At 45.3% G+C, this 18,840-nt stretch carries 19 protein-coding genes and 1 tRNA gene; 12 read left to right on the forward strand and 8 right to left on the reverse strand.

Annotated features, from left to right (window positions below; all coding sequences use genetic code 11):
* The first annotated feature begins 12 nt into the window (after window positions 1–12).
* Window positions 13–603 (forward strand): class I SAM-dependent methyltransferase, encoded by a 591-nt coding sequence (locus tag PODO_RS10305; protein WP_038569886.1) that lies wholly within the window; start codon window positions 13–15, stop codon window positions 601–603.
* 70 nt (window positions 604–673) lie between these two features.
* On the opposite strand, the gene PODO_RS31680 is transcribed toward PODO_RS10305, so the two are convergent.
* Window positions 674–769 carry a sporulation protein YjcZ gene (locus PODO_RS31680; protein WP_197069771.1) on the reverse strand — a complete coding sequence of 32 codons (96 nt, stop codon included), beginning with the start codon at window positions 767–769 and terminating at the stop codon, window positions 674–676.
* A 112-nt stretch (window positions 770–881) separates the two neighbouring features.
* Entirely contained in the window at window positions 882–2,282 is a 1,401-nt protein-coding gene (locus PODO_RS10310; RefSeq protein ID WP_038569888.1) for an RsmB/NOP family class I SAM-dependent RNA methyltransferase, read from the reverse strand.
* A gap of 157 nt (window positions 2,283–2,439) precedes the next feature.
* Between PODO_RS10310 and PODO_RS10315 the strand changes: the two genes are divergently transcribed.
* Genes PODO_RS10315 through PODO_RS10325 form a run of 3 tightly spaced genes read left to right on the forward strand, consistent with a single transcriptional unit; the run spans window position 2,440 to window position 8,164 of the window.
* Window positions 2,440–3,576 carry a glycosyltransferase family 4 protein gene (locus PODO_RS10315; protein WP_036689393.1) on the forward strand — a complete coding sequence of 379 codons (1,137 nt, stop codon included), beginning with the start codon at window positions 2,440–2,442 and terminating at the stop codon, window positions 3,574–3,576.
* Between the two features lie 6 nt (window positions 3,577–3,582).
* A complete protein-coding gene (locus tag PODO_RS10320) occupies window positions 3,583–4,935 on the forward strand; it encodes a metallophosphoesterase family protein (RefSeq protein ID WP_038569890.1) in 1,353 nt (450 codons plus the stop codon).
* Window positions 4,925–8,164, forward strand: a complete 3,240-nt coding sequence (locus PODO_RS10325; protein ID WP_038569892.1) for an AAA family ATPase — start codon at window positions 4,925–4,927, stop codon at window positions 8,162–8,164. The genes PODO_RS10320 and PODO_RS10325 overlap by 11 nt, the downstream gene beginning before the upstream one ends.
* On the opposite strand, the gene PODO_RS10330 is transcribed toward PODO_RS10325, so the two are convergent.
* A complete protein-coding gene (locus PODO_RS10330; protein ID WP_038569894.1) occupies window positions 8,151–9,272 on the reverse strand; it encodes a YkvI family membrane protein in 1,122 nt (373 codons plus the stop codon). The two genes, PODO_RS10325 and PODO_RS10330, sit on opposite strands and share 14 nt — an antisense overlap.
* A 196-nt stretch (window positions 9,273–9,468) precedes the next feature.
* Here PODO_RS10330 and PODO_RS10335 point away from each other — a divergent pair, with 196 nt between their 5' ends.
* The 3 genes from PODO_RS10335 (at window position 9,469) to PODO_RS10345 (ending at window position 10,794) form a co-directional block, all read left to right on the forward strand.
* Complete coding sequence (locus tag PODO_RS10335) at window positions 9,469–10,041, forward strand: xanthine phosphoribosyltransferase (protein WP_038569895.1); 573 nt, start codon at window positions 9,469–9,471, stop codon at window positions 10,039–10,041.
* Between the two features lie 101 nt (window positions 10,042–10,142).
* The gene (locus PODO_RS10340) at window positions 10,143–10,460 is read left to right on the forward strand and encodes a hypothetical protein (RefSeq protein ID WP_036689410.1); all 318 of its coding nucleotides are present in this window, start codon (window positions 10,143–10,145) and stop codon (window positions 10,458–10,460) included.
* 115 nt (window positions 10,461–10,575) lie between these two features.
* Window positions 10,576–10,794: a hypothetical protein gene (locus PODO_RS10345; protein WP_036689413.1), complete on the forward strand. Its 219-nt coding sequence runs from the start codon at window positions 10,576–10,578 to the stop codon at window positions 10,792–10,794.
* A 96-nt stretch (window positions 10,795–10,890) separates the two neighbouring features.
* Here PODO_RS10345 and PODO_RS10350 read toward each other — a convergent pair whose 3' ends face one another.
* The gene (locus PODO_RS10350) at window positions 10,891–11,337 is read right to left on the reverse strand and encodes a YhjD family protein (RefSeq protein WP_051491615.1); all 447 of its coding nucleotides are present in this window, start codon (window positions 11,335–11,337) and stop codon (window positions 10,891–10,893) included.
* Window positions 11,338–11,519: 182 nt separating this feature from the next.
* Between PODO_RS10350 and PODO_RS10355 the strand changes: the two genes are divergently transcribed.
* A tRNA-Leu gene (locus PODO_RS10355) sits at window positions 11,520–11,603 on the forward strand.
* Window positions 11,604–12,537: 934 nt separating this feature from the next.
* Here the strand turns inward: PODO_RS10355 and PODO_RS10360 are convergent.
* From PODO_RS10360 to PODO_RS10370, 3 genes are read right to left on the reverse strand one after another with little or no spacing between them, the layout of a single operon-like run.
* Window positions 12,538–13,221, reverse strand: coding sequence for a hypothetical protein (locus PODO_RS10360; protein ID WP_038569897.1), 684 nt, complete (start codon window positions 13,219–13,221; stop codon window positions 12,538–12,540).
* Window positions 13,221–14,111 carry an ABC transporter ATP-binding protein gene (locus tag PODO_RS10365; RefSeq protein ID WP_038569899.1) on the reverse strand — a complete coding sequence of 297 codons (891 nt, stop codon included), beginning with the start codon at window positions 14,109–14,111 and terminating at the stop codon, window positions 13,221–13,223. Before PODO_RS10365 ends, PODO_RS10360 begins: the two co-directional genes overlap by 1 nt.
* Window positions 14,108–14,479, reverse strand: coding sequence for a GntR family transcriptional regulator (locus PODO_RS10370; protein ID WP_036689422.1), 372 nt, complete (start codon window positions 14,477–14,479; stop codon window positions 14,108–14,110). The genes PODO_RS10365 and PODO_RS10370 overlap by 4 nt, the downstream gene beginning before the upstream one ends.
* Before the next feature lie 200 nt (window positions 14,480–14,679).
* Here PODO_RS10370 and PODO_RS10375 point away from each other — a divergent pair, with 200 nt between their 5' ends.
* Window positions 14,680–15,489, forward strand: coding sequence for a class I SAM-dependent methyltransferase (locus PODO_RS10375; RefSeq protein WP_038569905.1), 810 nt, complete (start codon window positions 14,680–14,682; stop codon window positions 15,487–15,489).
* On the opposite strand, the gene PODO_RS10380 is transcribed toward PODO_RS10375, so the two are convergent.
* Window positions 15,481–16,728, reverse strand: coding sequence for a S8 family peptidase (locus PODO_RS10380; RefSeq protein WP_038569907.1), 1,248 nt, complete (start codon window positions 16,726–16,728; stop codon window positions 15,481–15,483). The genes PODO_RS10375 and PODO_RS10380 overlap by 9 nt on opposite strands.
* Window positions 16,729–16,894: 166 nt before the next feature.
* On the opposite strand from PODO_RS10380, the gene PODO_RS10385 reads away from it, so the two are divergent.
* The 3 genes from PODO_RS10385 to PODO_RS10395 all read left to right on the forward strand — a co-directional run bounded on the left by PODO_RS10385 (window position 16,895) and on the right by PODO_RS10395 (window position 18,739).
* Window positions 16,895–17,266 carry a hypothetical protein gene (locus tag PODO_RS10385; protein WP_052096946.1) on the forward strand — a complete coding sequence of 124 codons (372 nt, stop codon included), beginning with the start codon at window positions 16,895–16,897 and terminating at the stop codon, window positions 17,264–17,266.
* Window positions 17,267–17,460: 194 nt separating this feature from the next.
* Window positions 17,461–18,162: a hypothetical protein gene (locus PODO_RS10390; RefSeq protein WP_038569908.1), complete on the forward strand. Its 702-nt coding sequence runs from the start codon at window positions 17,461–17,463 to the stop codon at window positions 18,160–18,162.
* Window positions 18,163–18,187: 25 nt separating this feature from the next.
* Window positions 18,188–18,739, forward strand: a complete 552-nt coding sequence (locus tag PODO_RS10395) for a GNAT family N-acetyltransferase (protein WP_038569910.1) — start codon at window positions 18,188–18,190, stop codon at window positions 18,737–18,739.
* Window positions 18,740–18,840: the final 101 nt, after the last annotated feature.

Here is an 18,840-nt window from a genome sequence, read left to right on the forward strand (position 1 = left end):
GGAGGTACAAATATGGGTTTATTGAATGCGCTGATTGAGCAAGCCAAGAATCCTAGAGGGTTCGTAGGAAATATCATGATCAAAATCATGAATCAGGCACATACCAACATCACAACATGGGGACTTAGAAAAATAGAAATTAAGAGCGGCGATCCTATCCTGGACATAGGCTGTGGTGGCGGTCAAACTATACATACGTTAGCAAAACAAAATAAACAACATGAAATTTACGGCATAGATTACTCAGAACAAGCTGTAGAGACATCTATTCAAAAAAACAATAAGGCTGTAATCGCTGGTAAGGTGAAAATTAGTCAGGGAGATGTGTCAGCGTTACCGTTCAACGATGGATTTTTTGGGACGATCACAGCGATTCAGACACATTATTTCTGGCCGGACCTCGAACACGATATAAGTGAAGCATTTAGGGTGCTGATGGCAGGCGGTACATTTGTTATTATTTCTGAGATCTATAAAATCAATTATCATATGAAGCAATTCACTAAGAACGAAGAGATGGAGCAGTTATTTCGGAAATCGGGCTTTCAGACGGTAAATATTCACGAGAATAACAAATGGAGATGTTATGTTGGAAAGAAATAAAGCGGCCGCACCGCCCCAAAAAGGACGACACAGCCGCTTCGTTTCACCAGCTATTTAAGCCGGGAAGGTATTAAACAAACAACGAACGGGAAATGATGACCAGCAAGATGAAAAGTACCAAAATCGCTCCGGTCGAAGTGAAGGCTCCTCCATGAAATTCACCCATGATTTATTCCTCCTCAACTTATGTCTTCTTCTCAATTGCTGTGACTGATGTCGCAGCTTTCTGAGATAATGACATCATATGCCGAAGAGGGCCTGTTGTACTGGTCTATGGCCTATTGCTCGTCAATATGGGCTTTTAGGATACGTAATCCTTTAGGAAGATGATTTTTAAGCTGCCCTAAACTCGCTTTGCCCCAACTAATCGGCAAACCATCTAAAGTTACAAGTGTCCATCCATGTAATTCGCTGGGGACAGGCAGGCTTTCACCACGTAGCCAAGCATGTATTTCCGGGCCATCACTGCTGAGATTAAAGCTTCGTGAAGCTTGTATGGGCTGTAGTGCCATAGCTAATGCATGAGCAGGTTCAATCCGATTTTTCTTCAAATGGGCGATATGTAGTCCAGCTCGTGGAATACGCAGTCCGTCCAGCAGCCCGGTATGGAGATTGCCATTAAAGGATTCTGGCAGCAAATAAAGGGATTCGCCGAAGAGCAGTGGCACACCTTGGCATGAAAGACCAGGCAGTTCTACCGCAGCCCAGTCTTGAAAAAGCTGGTAGGCATCGCGTACAGAAGAATTAGTTTTTGGGTTGTTTTTACTTCGGCGTTTTTTGGCGTTGCGGTTGGCATCATCATTCACGGATGCAGTGTCAATTTGCTTACGCAGGAGTGCTACAAAGTGACCTTCGCCCTTTTCTAAATGCGGCCAAAGGCGTTTGCAGGTGAGTAGTTCCATATCGGGGTAACTAGCCGTCAATCGAGCAATGGTTTCTTCATTCTCTTGACGGTTAAAGGTGCAGGTAGAGTAGGCTAAAGTACCCCCTGGTTTAAGCATAATGTAGGCGTCTTGCAGGATATCCCATTGTCTCGCTGCGCACATAACTACATGAGCAGGAGACCACTCTTGAATGGCTTTTGGATCTTTTCGGAACATGCCTTCTCCAGAACAAGGAGCATCCAGCATAATTCGGTCAAAAGCTTGCGGGAAACGCGCAGATAGCTGTTCTGGTGTTGCACAGGTTACGAGGGTATTCTTAATGCCCAGACGTTCAACGTTCTCTGCTAGAATTTTTGCGCGTTCCGGATGAATCTCATTAGAGATTAAGAGGCCTTGTCCCTGCATTAAACCAGCGATATGCGTAGTTTTACCTCCAGGGGCTGCTGCAAGATCGAGGACGGTTTCACCGGGTTCAGGTGCCAGCAGTTCAGCTGCGGACATTGCGGAAGGCTCCTGAATATAATATAGTCCAGCGGCATGGTAAGGATGCCTGCCTGGTCGAGCGGGCTCATCATAATAAAACCCGCCCTGGCACCATGGGATAGGTTTCAAATTAAATTGTGAGACTGTACGGTCCACCGCAACTTGGCCTATGGCTGAGGTGCTTTTTAGCGGATTAAAGCGCAGTCCTTGAGTTCGTGGTGCTGAATAACTTTCTAGAAAAGCATCTGCCTCTTGCCCCAGCATTTCTTTAATAGATGCGGTGTAAGAGGCAGGCAGCTGTTCTTCCTTCATAGCTCATTCTCCTTTTTCTTAGTTGCTGTTTCATGTTTATACCGATAAAATCAAGGTATGGGGAACGTAATCGTACCTGAAATTCTACATATATTCAACTATATCATAATTGCCAAGTCTTACAGTACACAGGGCAATTGTAAAGGGGATGTACCATATGAATTTGCTGCAAGCGCTCTTCTTCCCGCCGGAGCAACCCGGTGGTGTATCATCTATGATCCCTTATCTTCAGGAAAGATTCCGTTCAAGCCGTTGGGAGATGGATTTGTTTTGGCTGCCTAAGCGGATTCGCAATAAGGGGCATGAGGAAGTAATATTCGAGACGTTTGATTGGACGCAGTATGGAGAAAGTCCGATCGTTCAGAAATATATTCAGACCTATCGTGATTATTTATGGTGGACTAAACTGCGGATGAGTAAGCCCTATGATCTTATTCATTCTCATCATCCGATTGCGGGCTTAGCAATGAAAAAAGTGTTCCCTGATACTCCGTTAATTCATACCCTGCATTCCAGTTACGAGCGGGAATTGATTCTAAATGGAGCGATTTCCGAGGATGGCTTGGAGCATCGTTTTCTAGTCTCACTTTATCGTGAGCTTGAGCATGTTAGTGATCGATTAATGACGGTGTCGCGATCTTTTGCAGATTATGTGGCCCCTTATATTATTGATCCTTCTAATATAGGTGTTATTCCGAATGGTTTTGATGAAAAAAGATTTAAGCCTGTTCCGCATGATAATGCTATTCCGCAGCTAGTGACCGTGACACGTCTGGTTCCGGCTAAAGGAATAGATATATTACTCAAAGCTTGCGCGGAGCTTAAAAATCGCGGCCATGAGTATGTACTGCATATTATTGGCGATGGTCCTTCACGTGCGGATCTGGAAAAGATGGCCCAACATTTAGGGATCTATAATGAAACGATTTTTTACGGATATACGCTGCACCCTGAAGAATTCATGCCATTTTTTGATATTTTCGTATTGCCCTCTCGGGCGGAGGCGTTCGGTTCAGTGTTTGCGGAAGCGGCACTTAGCTGCCTGGCTTTAGTGGGGACAAATGTGGGCGGAATACCGGAGCAGATTGAAGATGGTGTGAATGGTTTATTGGTCAGTCCTGATGATGAGATTGCTCTTGCTGACGCATTAGAGAAGGTGATATCTGATCCGGCTTATCGTTATGAGCTTTCACGTTCCGCTTGGGATAAAGCAAAAAGCCTATATTCGTTGACACGAGTTGCTAATGAACTTAAAAAAACCTATTTACAGTATCCCTCAGGAACGAAAGGGTGAGCAGCTATGATTCCATTTCGCTTTCTGCATACTGCTGATTTACATCTGGATAGCCGTTTTGCCGGGCTGGCGCATATTTCGCCAGCCATTCGTGCTTATTTACGTGAGTCTACCTTTGCCGCCCTCGGGCGGCTTGTCCGCGTTGCGATCCAAGAGAATGTTGATTTTATTGTCATTAGTGGAGATGTGTACGATGTTTCAGATGCTTCATTACAGGGACAGCTGCGATTTCAGGAAGCGCTCAAAGAACTCGGTGAGCACGGGATTAACGTGTTCCTGATTCATGGCAACCACGATCCGCTTGACGGACTGCGTCTGACAACGGAAATGCCAAAGCATGTTATCGTATTTGGCGGAGAGAAGCCAGAACACGCTACAGCTTACCGCCGTATAGATGGCCAAGAAGTTGCCATCGTTAGTGGAATCTCTTATCCAACGGCGAAAGTGACGAACAACACAGCTGTAACCTTTTCTCGTATACCTGGCAGCCGCCTGTTTCATATTGCGATGCTGCATGGCAATGTAGACGGTGATTTGCTGCATGAGACCTATTCTCCTTGCAGTCGCAGGGACCTTATCGAACGGGGTTTTGATTATTGGGCGCTTGGACATATTCATAAACGGAGTGTACTGCATGAGAAGCCTGTGATTGTGTATCCAGGCAATATACAAGGGCGCAGCATTAAGGAAACCGGTGCTAAAGGCTGTTATATTGTGGATGTAGATGAGGCTGGAAGATCCGCTCTGCAATTTCATGAACTGGATTTCGTTCGCTGGCAGGTTAGAGACCTATCTATAGAAGGATTAAGCAATGAAGCAGAATGGATACAGAAAGTGGAGCAGGTTATTGAAGACATCCGCGCGGAGCTCCCGGAGCTCATGTCGGTGGTCAGATTTCGTCTGATTGGACGAGGGGACGTACATAAAGTATTGGCTGAAAAAGGGGCGGCAGAGGATCTGCTGTCTGAACTCCAGCGCCGTGAGGCGATTAGGGCTGAGCGTAAAGATTACAAAGGGCTTGTCTGGACCGAAGGGTTCGCCATCGAGTCCGGCTTAGCTATTGATCGCCAACGCTTATTGGAAGAAGATAGTTTTCTTGGAGAAATGCTGCGCATTGCAGAGCATACGGAACATTCTCCAGAAGCGCTCGAAGAACTATTAAATAGTGCGCTTAAACCGCTATTGGAGAATCAGGAGCTGCGTAAGCTGTTGTCTATGACTAGTCAAGAAGAGAAGTTGAGCTGGCTACGTGGTGCAGCAGAGCAGGGAATCACGATGCTTGGTGGGATGGATGATACTGTTGAAGCGGCGGAAAGTCTTTCGTATCAACAAGCCGGAGGGCAAAACGATGAAAATTGAACATTTGCATATCAATGGCTTCGGGCGTCTTCACAATCGAGAGATTCATTTAACGCAGGGAGTGACCGTACTTTATGGGCGTAATGAAGCAGGAAAAAGTACGACACTGCAATTCATACGCTCTATGCTGTTTGGAATTCCAAGCCGTGGAAATCCCTTGGAAAGGTATGAACCTATGCAAGGTGGATTGCATGGGGGGACCCTGAAGATACGTGACTGTAATGATGGTTTGTGGACCATTCGCCGTTTTGCTTCAGGTGCTGAGGGATCAGGAAGAAATGAAAAGCTGAACATTACAGTAAATCATCCAAATGAAACGACTCAAGAGCTAGGACAAGCTGAAATGGAACGACATTTACTTGGGGGGATCTCTAGGAGTATGTTCCAGCAATTGTTCGCAGTTTCACTGGACGAGCTGCAGGAGCTTGCTGCCCTTCAATCTGAGGAGATGAGCAGCTTTCTTTTTCATGCAGGTATGGGCGGGGGAGGTGCAATCATGCGTGCGGAACGCCGTTTGGTGCAGGAAGCTGAGAAGCTGTACAAACCTCGTGGCAAGCTGCAAGAAGCAGCAAAAGTTGTGCAAGCCATTGAAAAGCTTGAGCGCCAAATGGTTGAGAGCCGTTCTTATCTCCCGCGATATAACGATAATATAGTGGCATTGAGGGCAACGGAGTCGGAGCTAGATGAATTGGAGCAACAGCGTAAGCTCACTGGAGAGCAGCTAGTGATGTTTCGAAAAGCACAGGAAGTCCGTGAGCTGTGGTTAAAGTGGAGCGAGGCTCAGCTAGAGCTGCAAGGATTGCCATTGATTTTAGCCTTTCCTGAAGAAGGGGCAACTCGTTTTCAGGCATTTGAAGGAGAAATTCGTAATGCACAGGGATCAGTAGTACGTTATGAACGTCTTCTAAGCGAGCTTACTATTGAACTGGCAAAGAACCCTCCAGATGAAGTATTAGCAGCGCAGGGGCCTGCTTTGGAGCGGCTGGACCGGCATCGGAGCAGTTATGAGAACCGTAGAACGGAAAGACAGCGGCTTGAGGGAGAATTAACGGCGCTGAATGAGCATTTGCGGCGAATTCTGCGCGGCATTGATGTGAGCTGGGGCCCTGCAGAGCTGACTTCATTCTCCGGTGCAGCGGCAGATCGTGAAGCTGCACGGAAGTTTGCGGCGGCGTTCGCTAGTTATGACCGCCGCATGGAGGCGGAGGGTGCAACGCGGCAGTCGTTGCGATCCCGTTTGGCCGCTGCCTCAGCGTCGCTCCAAGCGGCAGAACGGGCGCTGGCGCGTGAGCACGCTACCGGCGCGGAAGCTTTTGCGCAGCTGGCTCCGCGCAGCGCCCGTGAAGTGCTGCAGCTGTGGGACGAGCTGCAGCAGGCGGCCGAACGCTGGCGCGAAGCGCAGCTCAGCGAAGGGCCAGCGCGCGGCGCCGCAAGTGACGGCCTTGGCGCGAAGCGCATGGCCGCGCTCTACCGGCGCCTGCTGTGGGCTGGGGCAGCACTAACCGTGCTGCTGCCCGCAGCGCTGTGGCTGACCGGTGCTCCGCCGGCCAGCGCCGTGCTTGCAATCTGCCTGCTGGGCGCGGCCGATCTGGCCCTTTGGGCCGGCTTGCGCGGAGCGCGCCGGCCGGAATCGTCCCCGCCAGAGCATGGCGGGGACGTCAGCGCAGCCGCAGCCGAGATGCTGCGGCTGCGGGGGCAGCTGCTCTCCGGGGCGGAGCCGGAGAGCGTTGTGCCGGGGCGGCGGACGGCCGCCCCGGGGTCCAGCCCTGACGCAGGCGGGCTGGAGGCCTCCATGAGGGAGCTTCGCAGGCTGATGGAGGCTTGGTCAGCTTGGCGGCAGCGTATCGAACGCTATGCCGCGGAGCGTGATGCCTGCCGCACGGAGCTGGAGACGCTGGCAGGCCAAGAGAAGCTGCTCGCTGAAGAAATGCACCGGGCGGAGGCGGCATTTACGGAAACTGCTGAGCAATATGAAGAATGGCTTCGCCAACGCAGGCTGCCTGAAGGGTTATCCCCTGAAGGACTGCCGGATATTTTTGCTATGGTTGAACAAGGGAATGAGCTGCTGCGCCAAGAGAATAAACTCTCCTTACGATTGAAGGAGCTGGAAGCAGAATGTAACATGTTTGAGGAGGAGCTGCTCACACTTATCTATGAGTCGGGTGCTGATCTTGGCGACGAGTCTGGTGTAGCGGCAGCTGGTTTTGAAATAGATCCGCAAGAGGGGAAACGAATATCTGCGTTATCCTTACTAAGCTGGCTGGAACTGCGAAAAAGAGCGTGGGATGATCTGAAAAAGGACTTGATTCGCCGGGAAACTATGCAGTCAAGATTGCAAGATGTGGATGAAGAACTCAAGGAGAGCCACAGGATATTAGGTGAGCTGAGAGAACAGCGTGAGCTTCTGATACAAGAAGGTGGGGCGACTGGTGGAGAAGACTTCTTACGCAGGTCAGCAGCTGTGCAGCGGCGCAGTGATCTGAATAAATCGATTCGCCAGTGGGAGCTTGTTATGTTCGGTGGTTGGGAGGAAGAGCGAGTTACTGCTCTGCTGGAATTATTAAATCATCATGATGCGGAAGCATTGCAGCTGAAGCGGTCATTGGCTGAAGAGTTGATGGAACGGCAGGAAGAGGGTTGGAACACCCTGCTGGAGCAGCGAGGCAAGCTGCTTCAGGAAAGGGAGTATCTGAAGGAGCGCTGCGTGGAGGATTCCGATATTCAGCAACTGGAAGAGCAGAGAGCAGCCTTGCGGATCGTGGCTGATAAATATGCAGTGGCAGCGATAACTGCCGAACTAATCGGGCGAACTCGTCGTGTGTATGAGCAGGAGAAGCAGCCACAGGTATTACTGCTTGCCTCAGATTATTTCTCCAAGCTGACGGAAGGGGAATATAAAAGGGTTGTTATGACACTGGGGCATAAAGAGCTGAAAGCTGAACATAAGAATGGGGGATTACTAGACAGCGGACTGCTCAGCCGAGGGACGGCAGAACAGCTGTATCTTGCCATCCGGTTGGCATTGGCAGAGACCATGTCACGGCAAGTATCGCTGCCGCTGTTATTCGATGATCTCTTCGTTAACTTTGATGAGTCTCGTCTTCATGCTGCGCTTGGACTTCTTGGAGAACTGTCGATCTCCCGCCAGATTGTGATGATGACCTGTCACAAGCATGTGGCGGAAGCGGCAGCACGTATGATTCCTACAGCAGCGGTTATTTCCGTGTAGTTCGGGTGATTGGTTTTACGGATACGAGACTGTTCCCCTTCTCCTTTGAGTTCGATGAAGTATTACTACCTGGTGGAGAGGACCATGGCGTGCGCAGCAGCTTGACAGCCCAGACCAATGATAAACCTCCGAAGATTGGGTAGAACACGGAGAGCAGTGAACTAAAGCCAAACTGGCTCAGTAAATAGCAGACCAACATCAGAAGTGGTGTAATCAATGCGGTTGATAGGGGAAGCCGTTGCTTAAGCTGTACAGCTACTCCATAAATATCGGCGACAAAAGTGCTGAAGATCTCCAAAAAGATCAGCAGGAGATATATAGTTTGCACTACAGTACCCAACCGGACGGCGATGCTGCCCATCGGAATTTCAAATTTGAGAATCCCTGGCATCTGTGAGCTCATTGCGAAATGTGCGGCGATCAACATAAAACCAATCCCGGTACCCCCAATAATACCGCCCCATACAAGGGATTTTTCTTCCTCTGTGTGACGAGCCATAGGGACTAAAACAGCTTGTGCCATCCCTAAATTAAAGGCGGTGTAGAGCAGCGGTGACATCCATGCGCCAAAGAGAGAGCGATCGTTATCAAGGAACAGGAACCGTCCAGCTCCCGGAATTTGAAAAGTATTAAAAATAATGATAAGTGACAGAGTAAGCATTAAAGGTACAACAATACTGTTCATTTGCAGAATACCGGAAATCCCTCGTTTTAGCAGAAAGTATGAACCAAGCAACGTGATAATTAGTCCAGTCTGATAATGAAGTCCGAGATGCTCCTGAAAAATAGCGCCGGCCCCTGCAAGCATAATACTATTTACTCCGATCAGGACGACCATCGTGAACAAACTGATGGTGCTTCCGACCTGTTCCCCGAAGAGGTGGCGGTTAAAGTCTTCATAGGATTCCGCTTCTATTCGCCGAGCAATGACCATCATTTTTGTACCCAGCCATATGAACAATATAGTTGAGAGCAGGATGGTCAGGACTGCCCAGTGCCCGTAACGTGTGAAAAATTTTAATATTTCCTGTCCGGTGGCGAATCCGGCTCCTACAATGGTGCCAATATAAGTGAAAGCGATCTGTAATGTTCGGACATGTGATTTCATGGCTCCCCTCCTAATAGTTTTACGAAGCTAAAGAAAAATCATAACGAGTGCTATGCAGGATAACCTTGTGTACTCTGTATAGTACAGGTTATGATGAGGATCAGTAGGACATGACTTCCGTCGTAATTGCTTTATGATGAGTGATTAATTTGTACGGAATGTCTGCGATTATAAAGGGTATTGGAGGTTCAAAGTCATGGAAGTGTTGAAACAGCGGATTTTGGAAGAAGGTGTCGTCGTTTCGGATGAAGTACTGAAGCTGGATGCACTGCTAAATCATCAGGTTGATCCACAGCTTACGATGGAAATGGGACGGGAGTTTGCCGGGAGGTTTGCGGACTCAGGAATTACACGTATTGTGACCGTTGAATCCTCGGGCATTGCCGTGGCATTTGCCACCGCGTATGAATTAAAGGTGCCGCTAGTTTTTGCACGCCGCAAAAAAACTCTGTTAGCTGATCCAGATGCGCTTTGCGAAAGAGTTCCGTCTTTTACAAAAGGTATCGTTACTGATATTATGTTGTCTCGCCAATTTATCTCTCCAGAGGATAAAATCCTCTTTATCGATGATATTATTGCCAATGGTGATGCAGCGCGTGGGTTGATTAAGATCATTCAACGTTCTGGCGCTGAGCTAGTTGGTCTTGGTGTTGTAGTTGAAAAAAGCTTTCAGGCAGGGGCTCGGACGATCAGAGAGCAAGGCATTCGTCTGGAGTCACTCGTAAGAATTACCTCTCTAAATGGAGGCACCATCGAATTTGGGGAATAACCTAATTGGCAATAAGAACAGGCCTATTTTTTAAACAACTGCTTTTCACCCTATGGATTTTCCTTTATAATAAAAATTAGACATAGGGAGGAGGCGTCACAATGGGGAAAGAACCGGTGACTGAACAATTTTTTATTGATAAATTAACCGAGGCCAAGGATCATTTCGAGCGTGCGCTGGACTGCAAACACACGGAATTCGACGATCTGTATCCCTATATGATTGAACATCCTCAGTTTTTTTGGTACAAACGCTATGTAGCCTGGTCAGAGCTTCTGACAATCAAAGGTTTGTGTGAAGAGTTATCCTTTCCTTGGAGGGAAAAATTCACTACTAACCAAGTGGAGTATCTGGAGCAACGTGTGATGTCCGCTAAAGTTCTTGACTTCTGGTTTGAGAAGAATGAAGCGCTGATATAAGAATGCTTTAGTAGACATGCAAGTCGTTAATTGCCTACATGAGACCCAGATGATTTATCATTTGGGTCTTTTTTCTGAGACTAAATAGGACAAGCTATGACAGGAGGGATTAATGATGATTAGCGATGAGCAATTGGATGCTTACCGGATTTCCGGTGAGAAAATTCGTGTAGTGCGCGATGGCTTGGAAAGTAACGACGTAAAAGGGATAGTTCTTGCATGGGATGATTCTCAGGTGATGATACGTCGTCAGAATAGACGAGTAGTGAAGCTGGATCGCAATTATTTATTCCAGCCATTTAGTGAACCAAGACAAGATCCGGATAATATATAATTTTTACAGTAATAATATCCGCAGTAATAATCTTCATAATACAAAACAGCTCCTCGCCCTACTGGGCGGGAGCTATTTCTGTAATGTCATTTGGGACTATATAGTTAGAGCAAGTTCAGACGCATTCTCTTCTCTGGAGAGTATGGAGAGTTCTGTGGACAGTCCAAGATACGCGCGCATGCGCAGCATCATTTCTCTACGGAAGCCTGGCCATAATATATTCATCTCTCCTTGAAATCCTCTGCAGGAATATAATGCTTCGACTCCTCGCTGATCTTGGCGAACGGTAGTAATCTTCAAATCATGGGAGCTCAGCTCGCGCGTAACCTCTTGAAGCATTAGTGACGTCTTCTTAGTGGCACCAGATACGAGCTCCATATATAGCTGAGGGGTCTTAAACAGGCCGCTTCTACTGATTACACGGCAGTCGCGTTCGAAAACTTTATGAATAAACGTTAGCAGCAAATAGCTTCTGACCAGGGACAGTTCTTCTTTAGTTACTTCTTCATCAATAATGGATGTGTTTAGCTTCGTAGTCGCCATTATAAATCACCTCATTTATATTATGCGAACTTTTGTTCTCATTATACCTTATATTCGGCAACAAAAGCAATAATTATCCATAAATTAATGAATGATAAGAAAATGACGGAAATATATTGACGTTGGATTCTCAGCGTGGTATGATCTATCTTGTGACCGCAATAAGCGAGTCATTATAATACGCGGTCATGGCGGAATTGGCAGACGCGCTGGCTTCAGGTGCCAGTGGTAGCAATATCGTGGAGGTTCGAGTCCTCTTGACCGCATAGCTAAGAAGGATTATAGAACTGCTCTAGCAGCAGTTCTATAATCCTTTTTTTATGCTTTTCAGCAGACGGTAGTGCTTAAGCGAAAGAAATCTTTAAGAAACATCTCCTGAGGCTTACGGACCCAGATGAAGCTATTTGCTCATTTATCGCTTTTTGAGCATAGTATCGGACCCCAGTGCAGCTATCGCATAGGAAAAGGATCGAACTTGGCGTTTTTTATACCAATAGCGACTGTGGGGTCCGATAGGAATCTAAATGTGCTCTAAAGCTGCGAATAAGGTCAGCTGAGTCCGATAGCACTTTCGTACGCGCAGATTGGAGAAATACTAATTTGTGTTTTGCTTCTAAGCTAATCGCCCCGCGGAATCATCATCACCTAAGGCTTACGGACCCAGCTGACGTTATTTGCTCATTTATCACCTATTGAGCAAAGTATCGGACCCCAGTGCAGCTATTGCATGGAAAAAGGATCGAATTTGGCATTTTTTATGCCAATAGCGACTGTGGGGTCCGATAGGAATCCAAATGTGCTCTAAAGCTGCGAATAAGGTCAGCGGGGTCCGATAGCACTTTCGTACGCGCAGATTGGGAAATACTAATCTGTGTTTTGGTCCTTCGCTATCTGCAATAGAGGCACTACGTTCTGCTTTAAGCTACTCGCCCCGCTGAGTCCGATAGCGCCTTCGTACGCGCAGATTGGCGAAATACTAATCTGTGTTTTGGTCCTTCGCTATCTGCAATAGTGACACTGAATTTTGCTTCTACGCTACTTAACCCGCTGAGTCCCATAGCAACTTCGCGCGCGCAACTATGCTTGAATCCAATGAAGTTTGTTGTCTAGATCAAAGTCTAAGACCCGAAATAAAACAGGTGCATCCAGCAACCATTGCATTGCAATTGGGACACACCTGTTTTTTTATAGGATAATGAATTACACGGTTGCTCTACGCAGCATCAAAAACGATAAAAGAGCGTACACGACTGTCAGAGGCATGGACCACAAGGCAAGTTCAAATGCGGTATATCCAGCAAACCAGTTAAAGAGGTCTACCCACCACTGATTATAGGTCATTAACAATACGCCGAGACTGCACAGGATAAACGTAACCCCTGAGAAAATGAACAAACCGCTTCGGCCAAATCTCCGGAAGATGCTGGATATCATTAGCCCCAGAAAAAACATATGCAGAAAGAGCGCAAAATACATCCATAGCTGTTCGAGGGCATTACCATCATTTAAATAGGGCAAATGAAAATAATGTAGTTCCAAACCCCAGCCACCTGTCAGTTTGCTTTCAATGATGGAGAGCAGGTAGAGGAGAATTGAGTAGACGGCGCTAGTTATAATAGCCATTAAGGAAGTGCCTATGAAATAATCCGTTCTTCGTTGGCTTAAGCCCAGAGCAAAGGGGAAGGTCTGCACCAAAATGAGTATACCGGTGATTAACATATAAATGAAGATAGAAACCAGACCGCCGGTATAAATCGGTTCTTGGAGGAAAGAAGCGACGATGACATTTACCAAGAAGCTGGATAACAAGATTACCCAAGGCGTATACAACCATAACCACTTATCTCTGAAATGCATTTTTAACATACCTGCCGTAGGATTCATTACACGGTCACTTCCTTTCCTAGAGATTTTTTATTTGTGAGATGAACAATTAATTGCTGTAAAGATACAGGTGAGATTTCTAAGCCTAACTTTTCAGCATGTGCTTGATCCTTCACGTTGAAGCCGATAATGGTGGCTGTAAGCAATCCGCCAAAAGACTCGCGGGAAATGACTTGTTTGCCAGCGATAAAATCTTCGATCTTTGCTGTCGCGCCGATTACCGTAACAGCTTGCCCGCGAAGGGCTTCAGCATCTTCGTTAATAATTAGCTTGCCGTTGTCGATGACGATAACATGCTCTAAAAGCTGACTTACTTCATCGATCAAATGGGTGGACAAAACAACCGTACGTGGATTTTCAGCATAATCTTCAATTAGGCGATCGTAAAATAGGCTTCTAGCTACTGCATCAAGACCTAAATAGGGTTCGTCAAAAATGGTAAGTGGAGCACGGCTGGCTAGACCTACTACAATTCCTACAGCCGAGAGCATACCTCGGGACAGCTTTTTTATTCTTCTTTTTAATGGCAGATTGAAATCCTTGATTAAAGAGTGAGCATATTCCCGATCAAAGTTTGGGAAAAATAATTCGGATACCTCCAGTACATCGATGATTCGGTACGTGTCCGGATACCTTTGGCTTTCCTTAATGAAGCAAATCTGCCTGAGAACCCGGTTATTCTCGTACGGATGTTCACCAAATACGTTCAGGACACCACTTGTAGGGAAAAGCTGAGCTGTGATCATATGCATTATTGTGGTTTTTCCTGCACCGTTTCTGCCGAGTAGCCCGTATATCTTATTTTTCTCCAAAGAAAAACTGAGTTCATGGATGGCAGTGACATTTCCGTATGACTTAGTCAATCCTTTGATTTCAACGACTTCATTCATGACTTGTTGTCTCCCCTCTGAATCATAATTGTTAATTGATCCAACGTAATTCCTAATTTTTCAGCTTCACGGATCATGGTTACTACATACTGTTCATAGAATTGTTCTTTTCTCTTCTCCATCAATACTGCACGCGCTCCAGAAGCTACAAACATACCGATTCCTCGTTTTTTGTACAATATCCCTTGATCCACAAGCAAATTCACACCTTTCGCAGCCGTAGCCGGATTGATCTGGTAGAAAACAGCAAACTGATTTGTCGAAGGAACTTGTGACTCCTCCAGCAGTGTTTCTTCGATGATGTCATTTTCTATTCGTTCGGCGATCTGCATAAATATCGGTCGTGTATCATCCATTAAGTTTCCCATGTATTCACCGCCAACTCCATTGGTTAGTTAGTTATGTAATTAACCATATATGCAACGAAGTTAATTGTCAATATTTTTTAATTGTTTTGGGCTGTATCCACATAAATAAAGGCTGCCCAGAATGCTCTGGATAGCCTTTTATTTGCATTACATAAATGCTATGATTTTGTCCTTGGTAAAAAAGAAGGGGGAGTTCAGCTATGAATGATTATGGTCCGGATCTGTTCAAAGATACTGCAAGCTATTACACCAGATATCGCCCGCTATATCCGTCCTCACTGATTCGATATCTAGTGAACAAATTCTCACTTAACGGAGAGGGCCGGTTGCTAGACTTAGGTTGTGGTACTGGGCAGTTAGCGCAAAGGTTTACGGATTGGTTCGAAAAAATTGTTGGCGTAGATACTGAACTAGAGATGCTAGAAGAAGCAAAGCTGTTATCAAAGTACAACAGGGTTGAGAATGTTAGCTGGCAACAGGGTAGAGCGGAAGAACTATCCAATGACTGGGGTTTCTTTCGTCTCATCATGATGGCTAAGGCGTTTCACTGGATGGACCGAGAATCCATTCTTGAAATTCTCTATCACAGTTTAGATGATAACGGCGGTATTGCTGTAATTGATACTTTTAATGAACAACAAGAACCGTTACCTTGGCAACAAAAGGTAGATGAAGTAGTGAAACGCTGGTTGGGTGACGAAAGAATAGCCGGGAACAGTACATATAGACATCCACAAGAAAGACATGAGGATGTTGTAAGGCGATCCAGTTTTACAGATGTTGAAAGACAGGTGTTATCGAGTTATTCCATCACTTGGACTGTTGATTCTATTCTAGGAAATTTGTATTCTACGTCTTATGCCTCTAAGCGATTATTTAGAGATAACTTAGAACGTTTTGAAGATGATATGAAATCAGCTTTATTAGAAATAGAGCCAACAGGTATATTTACAGAGGAATTGTCGGTTTCAATCATTACTGCCTTTAAAAAAGAAGCGGATTTACGATAAGAACCGCGCATTGATCTCACCGCATCCTGCTGTGTTAGGACTTAGTTTAAGGCGAAATGTGTTCTTTTTTAGTATGGATTTTACTTGCTTAGGCGTAAGAGAAGGGTTCATCTGGAGTAGTTGCGCGATCACACCCGAGACGATAGGTGTTGAGACACTGGTACCGGACAGCACAAAGTAATCTTTAGCTATCCGCAAATAAGGAAGCTCGCGATCCAGCTTGGATCGTGGGGCACGAAGGGAGATGATCGTTTCGCCTGGAGCAACGAGATCCGGTTTCTTCCTTCCTCCCGGTGCGGGTCCACGACTGGAGAACCAAGTGATTCGGTCGTCCGCTTGCGTGAGCGTGCGACGGTCATCCACTGCACCGACAGTAATTGCTGAAGGACTAATCCCTGGAGATTCGATCGTACTGCGTCCCGGTCCGCTGTTTCCAGCTGCTATTACAACGTTCAGTCCGGCTTTAATTGCTTTTTCTACAGCTTGGCAGAGCGGATCATCTGAACAAGGAAGATTCACCTTACCCCCGAATGACATCGAAAGAATACGAAGATTAAGTCTTCTCCGATTCGCAATACACCATTCAATTCCTTTAATGATTGTGGAATCATATCCATCGCCATTTTTATCGAGTACTTTGACACCTACTATCCCTGCCTCTGGAGCAGGGCTTTTGTATTTTCCTTTACTCATCCAACCGTTGCCTGCTGCATCCCCTGCGATATGAGTTCCATGGCCGTTATCGTCATAGGGCTGTGTTCTATGATTGATAAAATCTTTAAAAGCAACTATGCGGTTAACAGGGCGAAACAGGTCAGGGTGCCGATACACCCCTGTATCAAGAATAGCAATATTAATCCCTTTTCCGGTAAGCCGCTTTTTCTTTTGGGCAGCTGTGGAACCAATGGATGGTGTCGCTATATTAAGGGATGTTTTTTTGACTTGATCCAAATAAATTTTTTCGATACCATCCCAGCGGCACATCCGGTTCAGGCAGTTCTTTGAAACTTTGGATGATATCGAATTGAGCAGGTGAAGATGATGTCTGATCGGAAGGTCGTGGGATTTTAAATGGTTTTGTAAAGACTGTAGCTGGGCTGTAGTTATTTTTTGTTTGAATTTAATGATAACTGGAATGGAATTTGCCTTATGTGCTGGAAGATAGGAACGTTGAACTCTTTTTCTCAAAGAATGGTGCATTTTCGAATGATATTGCTCTAGCCATTTTTGACCGTTCATTAGTAATGAATCACCTCTTGAAGGTATTATATGCACTGCAGAGCTAGTGGACACGAAACTATGAAACTAGGATTTAACACATTTTCAGATTTGTAGGTGAAAGAGAGGTCAAACATTACGATTCTTGCATTTACTAACGTATCCTAAAAAGAAAGTGGTGAATTAAATGACAATTATTAAAAAACCAGTTAACAAGAAAGCAGTTATGGCTAGCAAAGTTCTCGCGGCTAAAAAAGCGAAAGCAGCTCCTACGAGAAAGAAACGTAGAATTAGACAGACTCTGGATAGATTTATTGTTGTTGCTATTGGTACAAATGCAACGGGTACACCTAAAGATACTACGGGGTGGTCAGCTTCATTGAGAGCTGGAACTACAACGGTAACTGCTGATTTTGACGAATTTGGTGTAGTTAGATTCCCAACAATTAGTACCTTAACATCAGTACCTTATCTTCTCACTTTAAGAGATGAGAGTGGAGCTACTATAAGAAGTTTTAACGTTCCCGCAGACCGCGAATTTTTTGTGGCTAGATTCTAGTTTGGACAAGCCAGGTCAAGTAAACAGCATGTGTCGATTTTATATCGATGCGTGCTTTTTTTTATGTATTTTTCTAACTTTGATTCAAGTGAGTGATTTGTTACAGACAAACAGAATGGGGAGATGCCATACTTTCAGCATCGTATTTTTGGGAATATAGTACAAAAATGGATATAGGGCGGGTGAGAGGTTTCGTGAAAGAAAAAGGGAATATATCAGGTATTCAATATTTTTTATTAGGACTGCTTGTATTTTTAATGTTAGGAATGGATATGTTCATCATGGGATTAGATCAATGGTTATGGGGGGATTTGTTTAATATAGACGACTTTTTTGTCAGCCCTTGGTACGTACTAGTTGTTCATTGGAGCATAGTCACCATATTGTGGACAGTTGGAGCTATGATATTTCTACTTTGGTTCAGGAAGAGGAAGTTGATTGAAAAGGTTATATCTTTGCGTTGGCGCTCTAAGGTCATTCCTTTGTTAATTGTAGCTTTTATGTCAAGCTTTTTGTTCGCTGTGTTGGAATTTTGGATTAATGGGGAGAGCATTCCACAGATTTATAGAGAATATGAAAACTTCAAGTTAGAACATGGTTTTATGGGCATATGGGTTGCCTTGGTTCAAAACATATATTACATTGTGGAAGCTGTACTAGTTGTACTATTGGTTGCGCTAATGCAGTCTGCAGGAGAAGTATGGTTTAAGAATCCTTCTCTTCCTTATGGCGGAATAGGTTTAATGCTGACTTGGGGATTAGGTCATTTGACACATGGTCTGCAAAGCGGCTTGTATATTACTGCTTTTTCTTTGGTGTTTGGCTGGCTGTTTGTGAAAGCGGGTAAGCAGTGGTGGCCAAGTTTTCTGTTTATCTGGCTTGTATTTGTTTTATAATATTTAGTTTAACGGGGGGATACCATTGTACAATCCAGAGAAGAGAACAATTACTACTGAAAGATTGATTTTAAGACCTTTTGCATTGTCTGAAGCACAGCGTGTCAGTGAGCTCTGCAATAATTATAATGTTTACAAAAGTACATTAACTCTACCTTATCCATACCCCATTGAATGTGCGTTATCATGGATTGAAACACATGAAGATGAGTTCAATAATGATAATTCATATGAATTCGCTATTACTGATAAAAATACAAACGAGCTGTATGGTGCTATAGGACTGAGAAATAACCGGACACACAGAAACGGCGAGCTTGGATATTGGATAGGTGAGGAACACTGGGGTAATGGATATGCTACAGAAGCAACAAAAGCGGTCATTAATTTTGCTTTTACAGAAAAACATTATCACAAAGTGTATGCCAGATTCTTTGCTACAAATCCTGGTTCGGGACGGGTTATGCAAAAATCTGGCATGCTGAAAGAAGGCGTTTTGTTACAGCATATTTATAAAGAAAATGAGTTTGTAGACCTTATTCATTATGGGATTTTAAATACGAGAGCTACTGACTAACGCTTGGATTTCATACACCACTATTTGAAGTCACGCCCATTGGGCGTGGCTTTTTTTATTAGAAATGCTAGTCCGCTTCAACGGACAATAATGAAATCCCT

It is taken from the genome of Paenibacillus odorifer, assembly GCF_000758725.1.
GTDB classification, from domain to species: Bacteria; Bacillota; Bacilli; order Paenibacillales; family Paenibacillaceae; genus Paenibacillus_AQ; species Paenibacillus_AQ odorifer.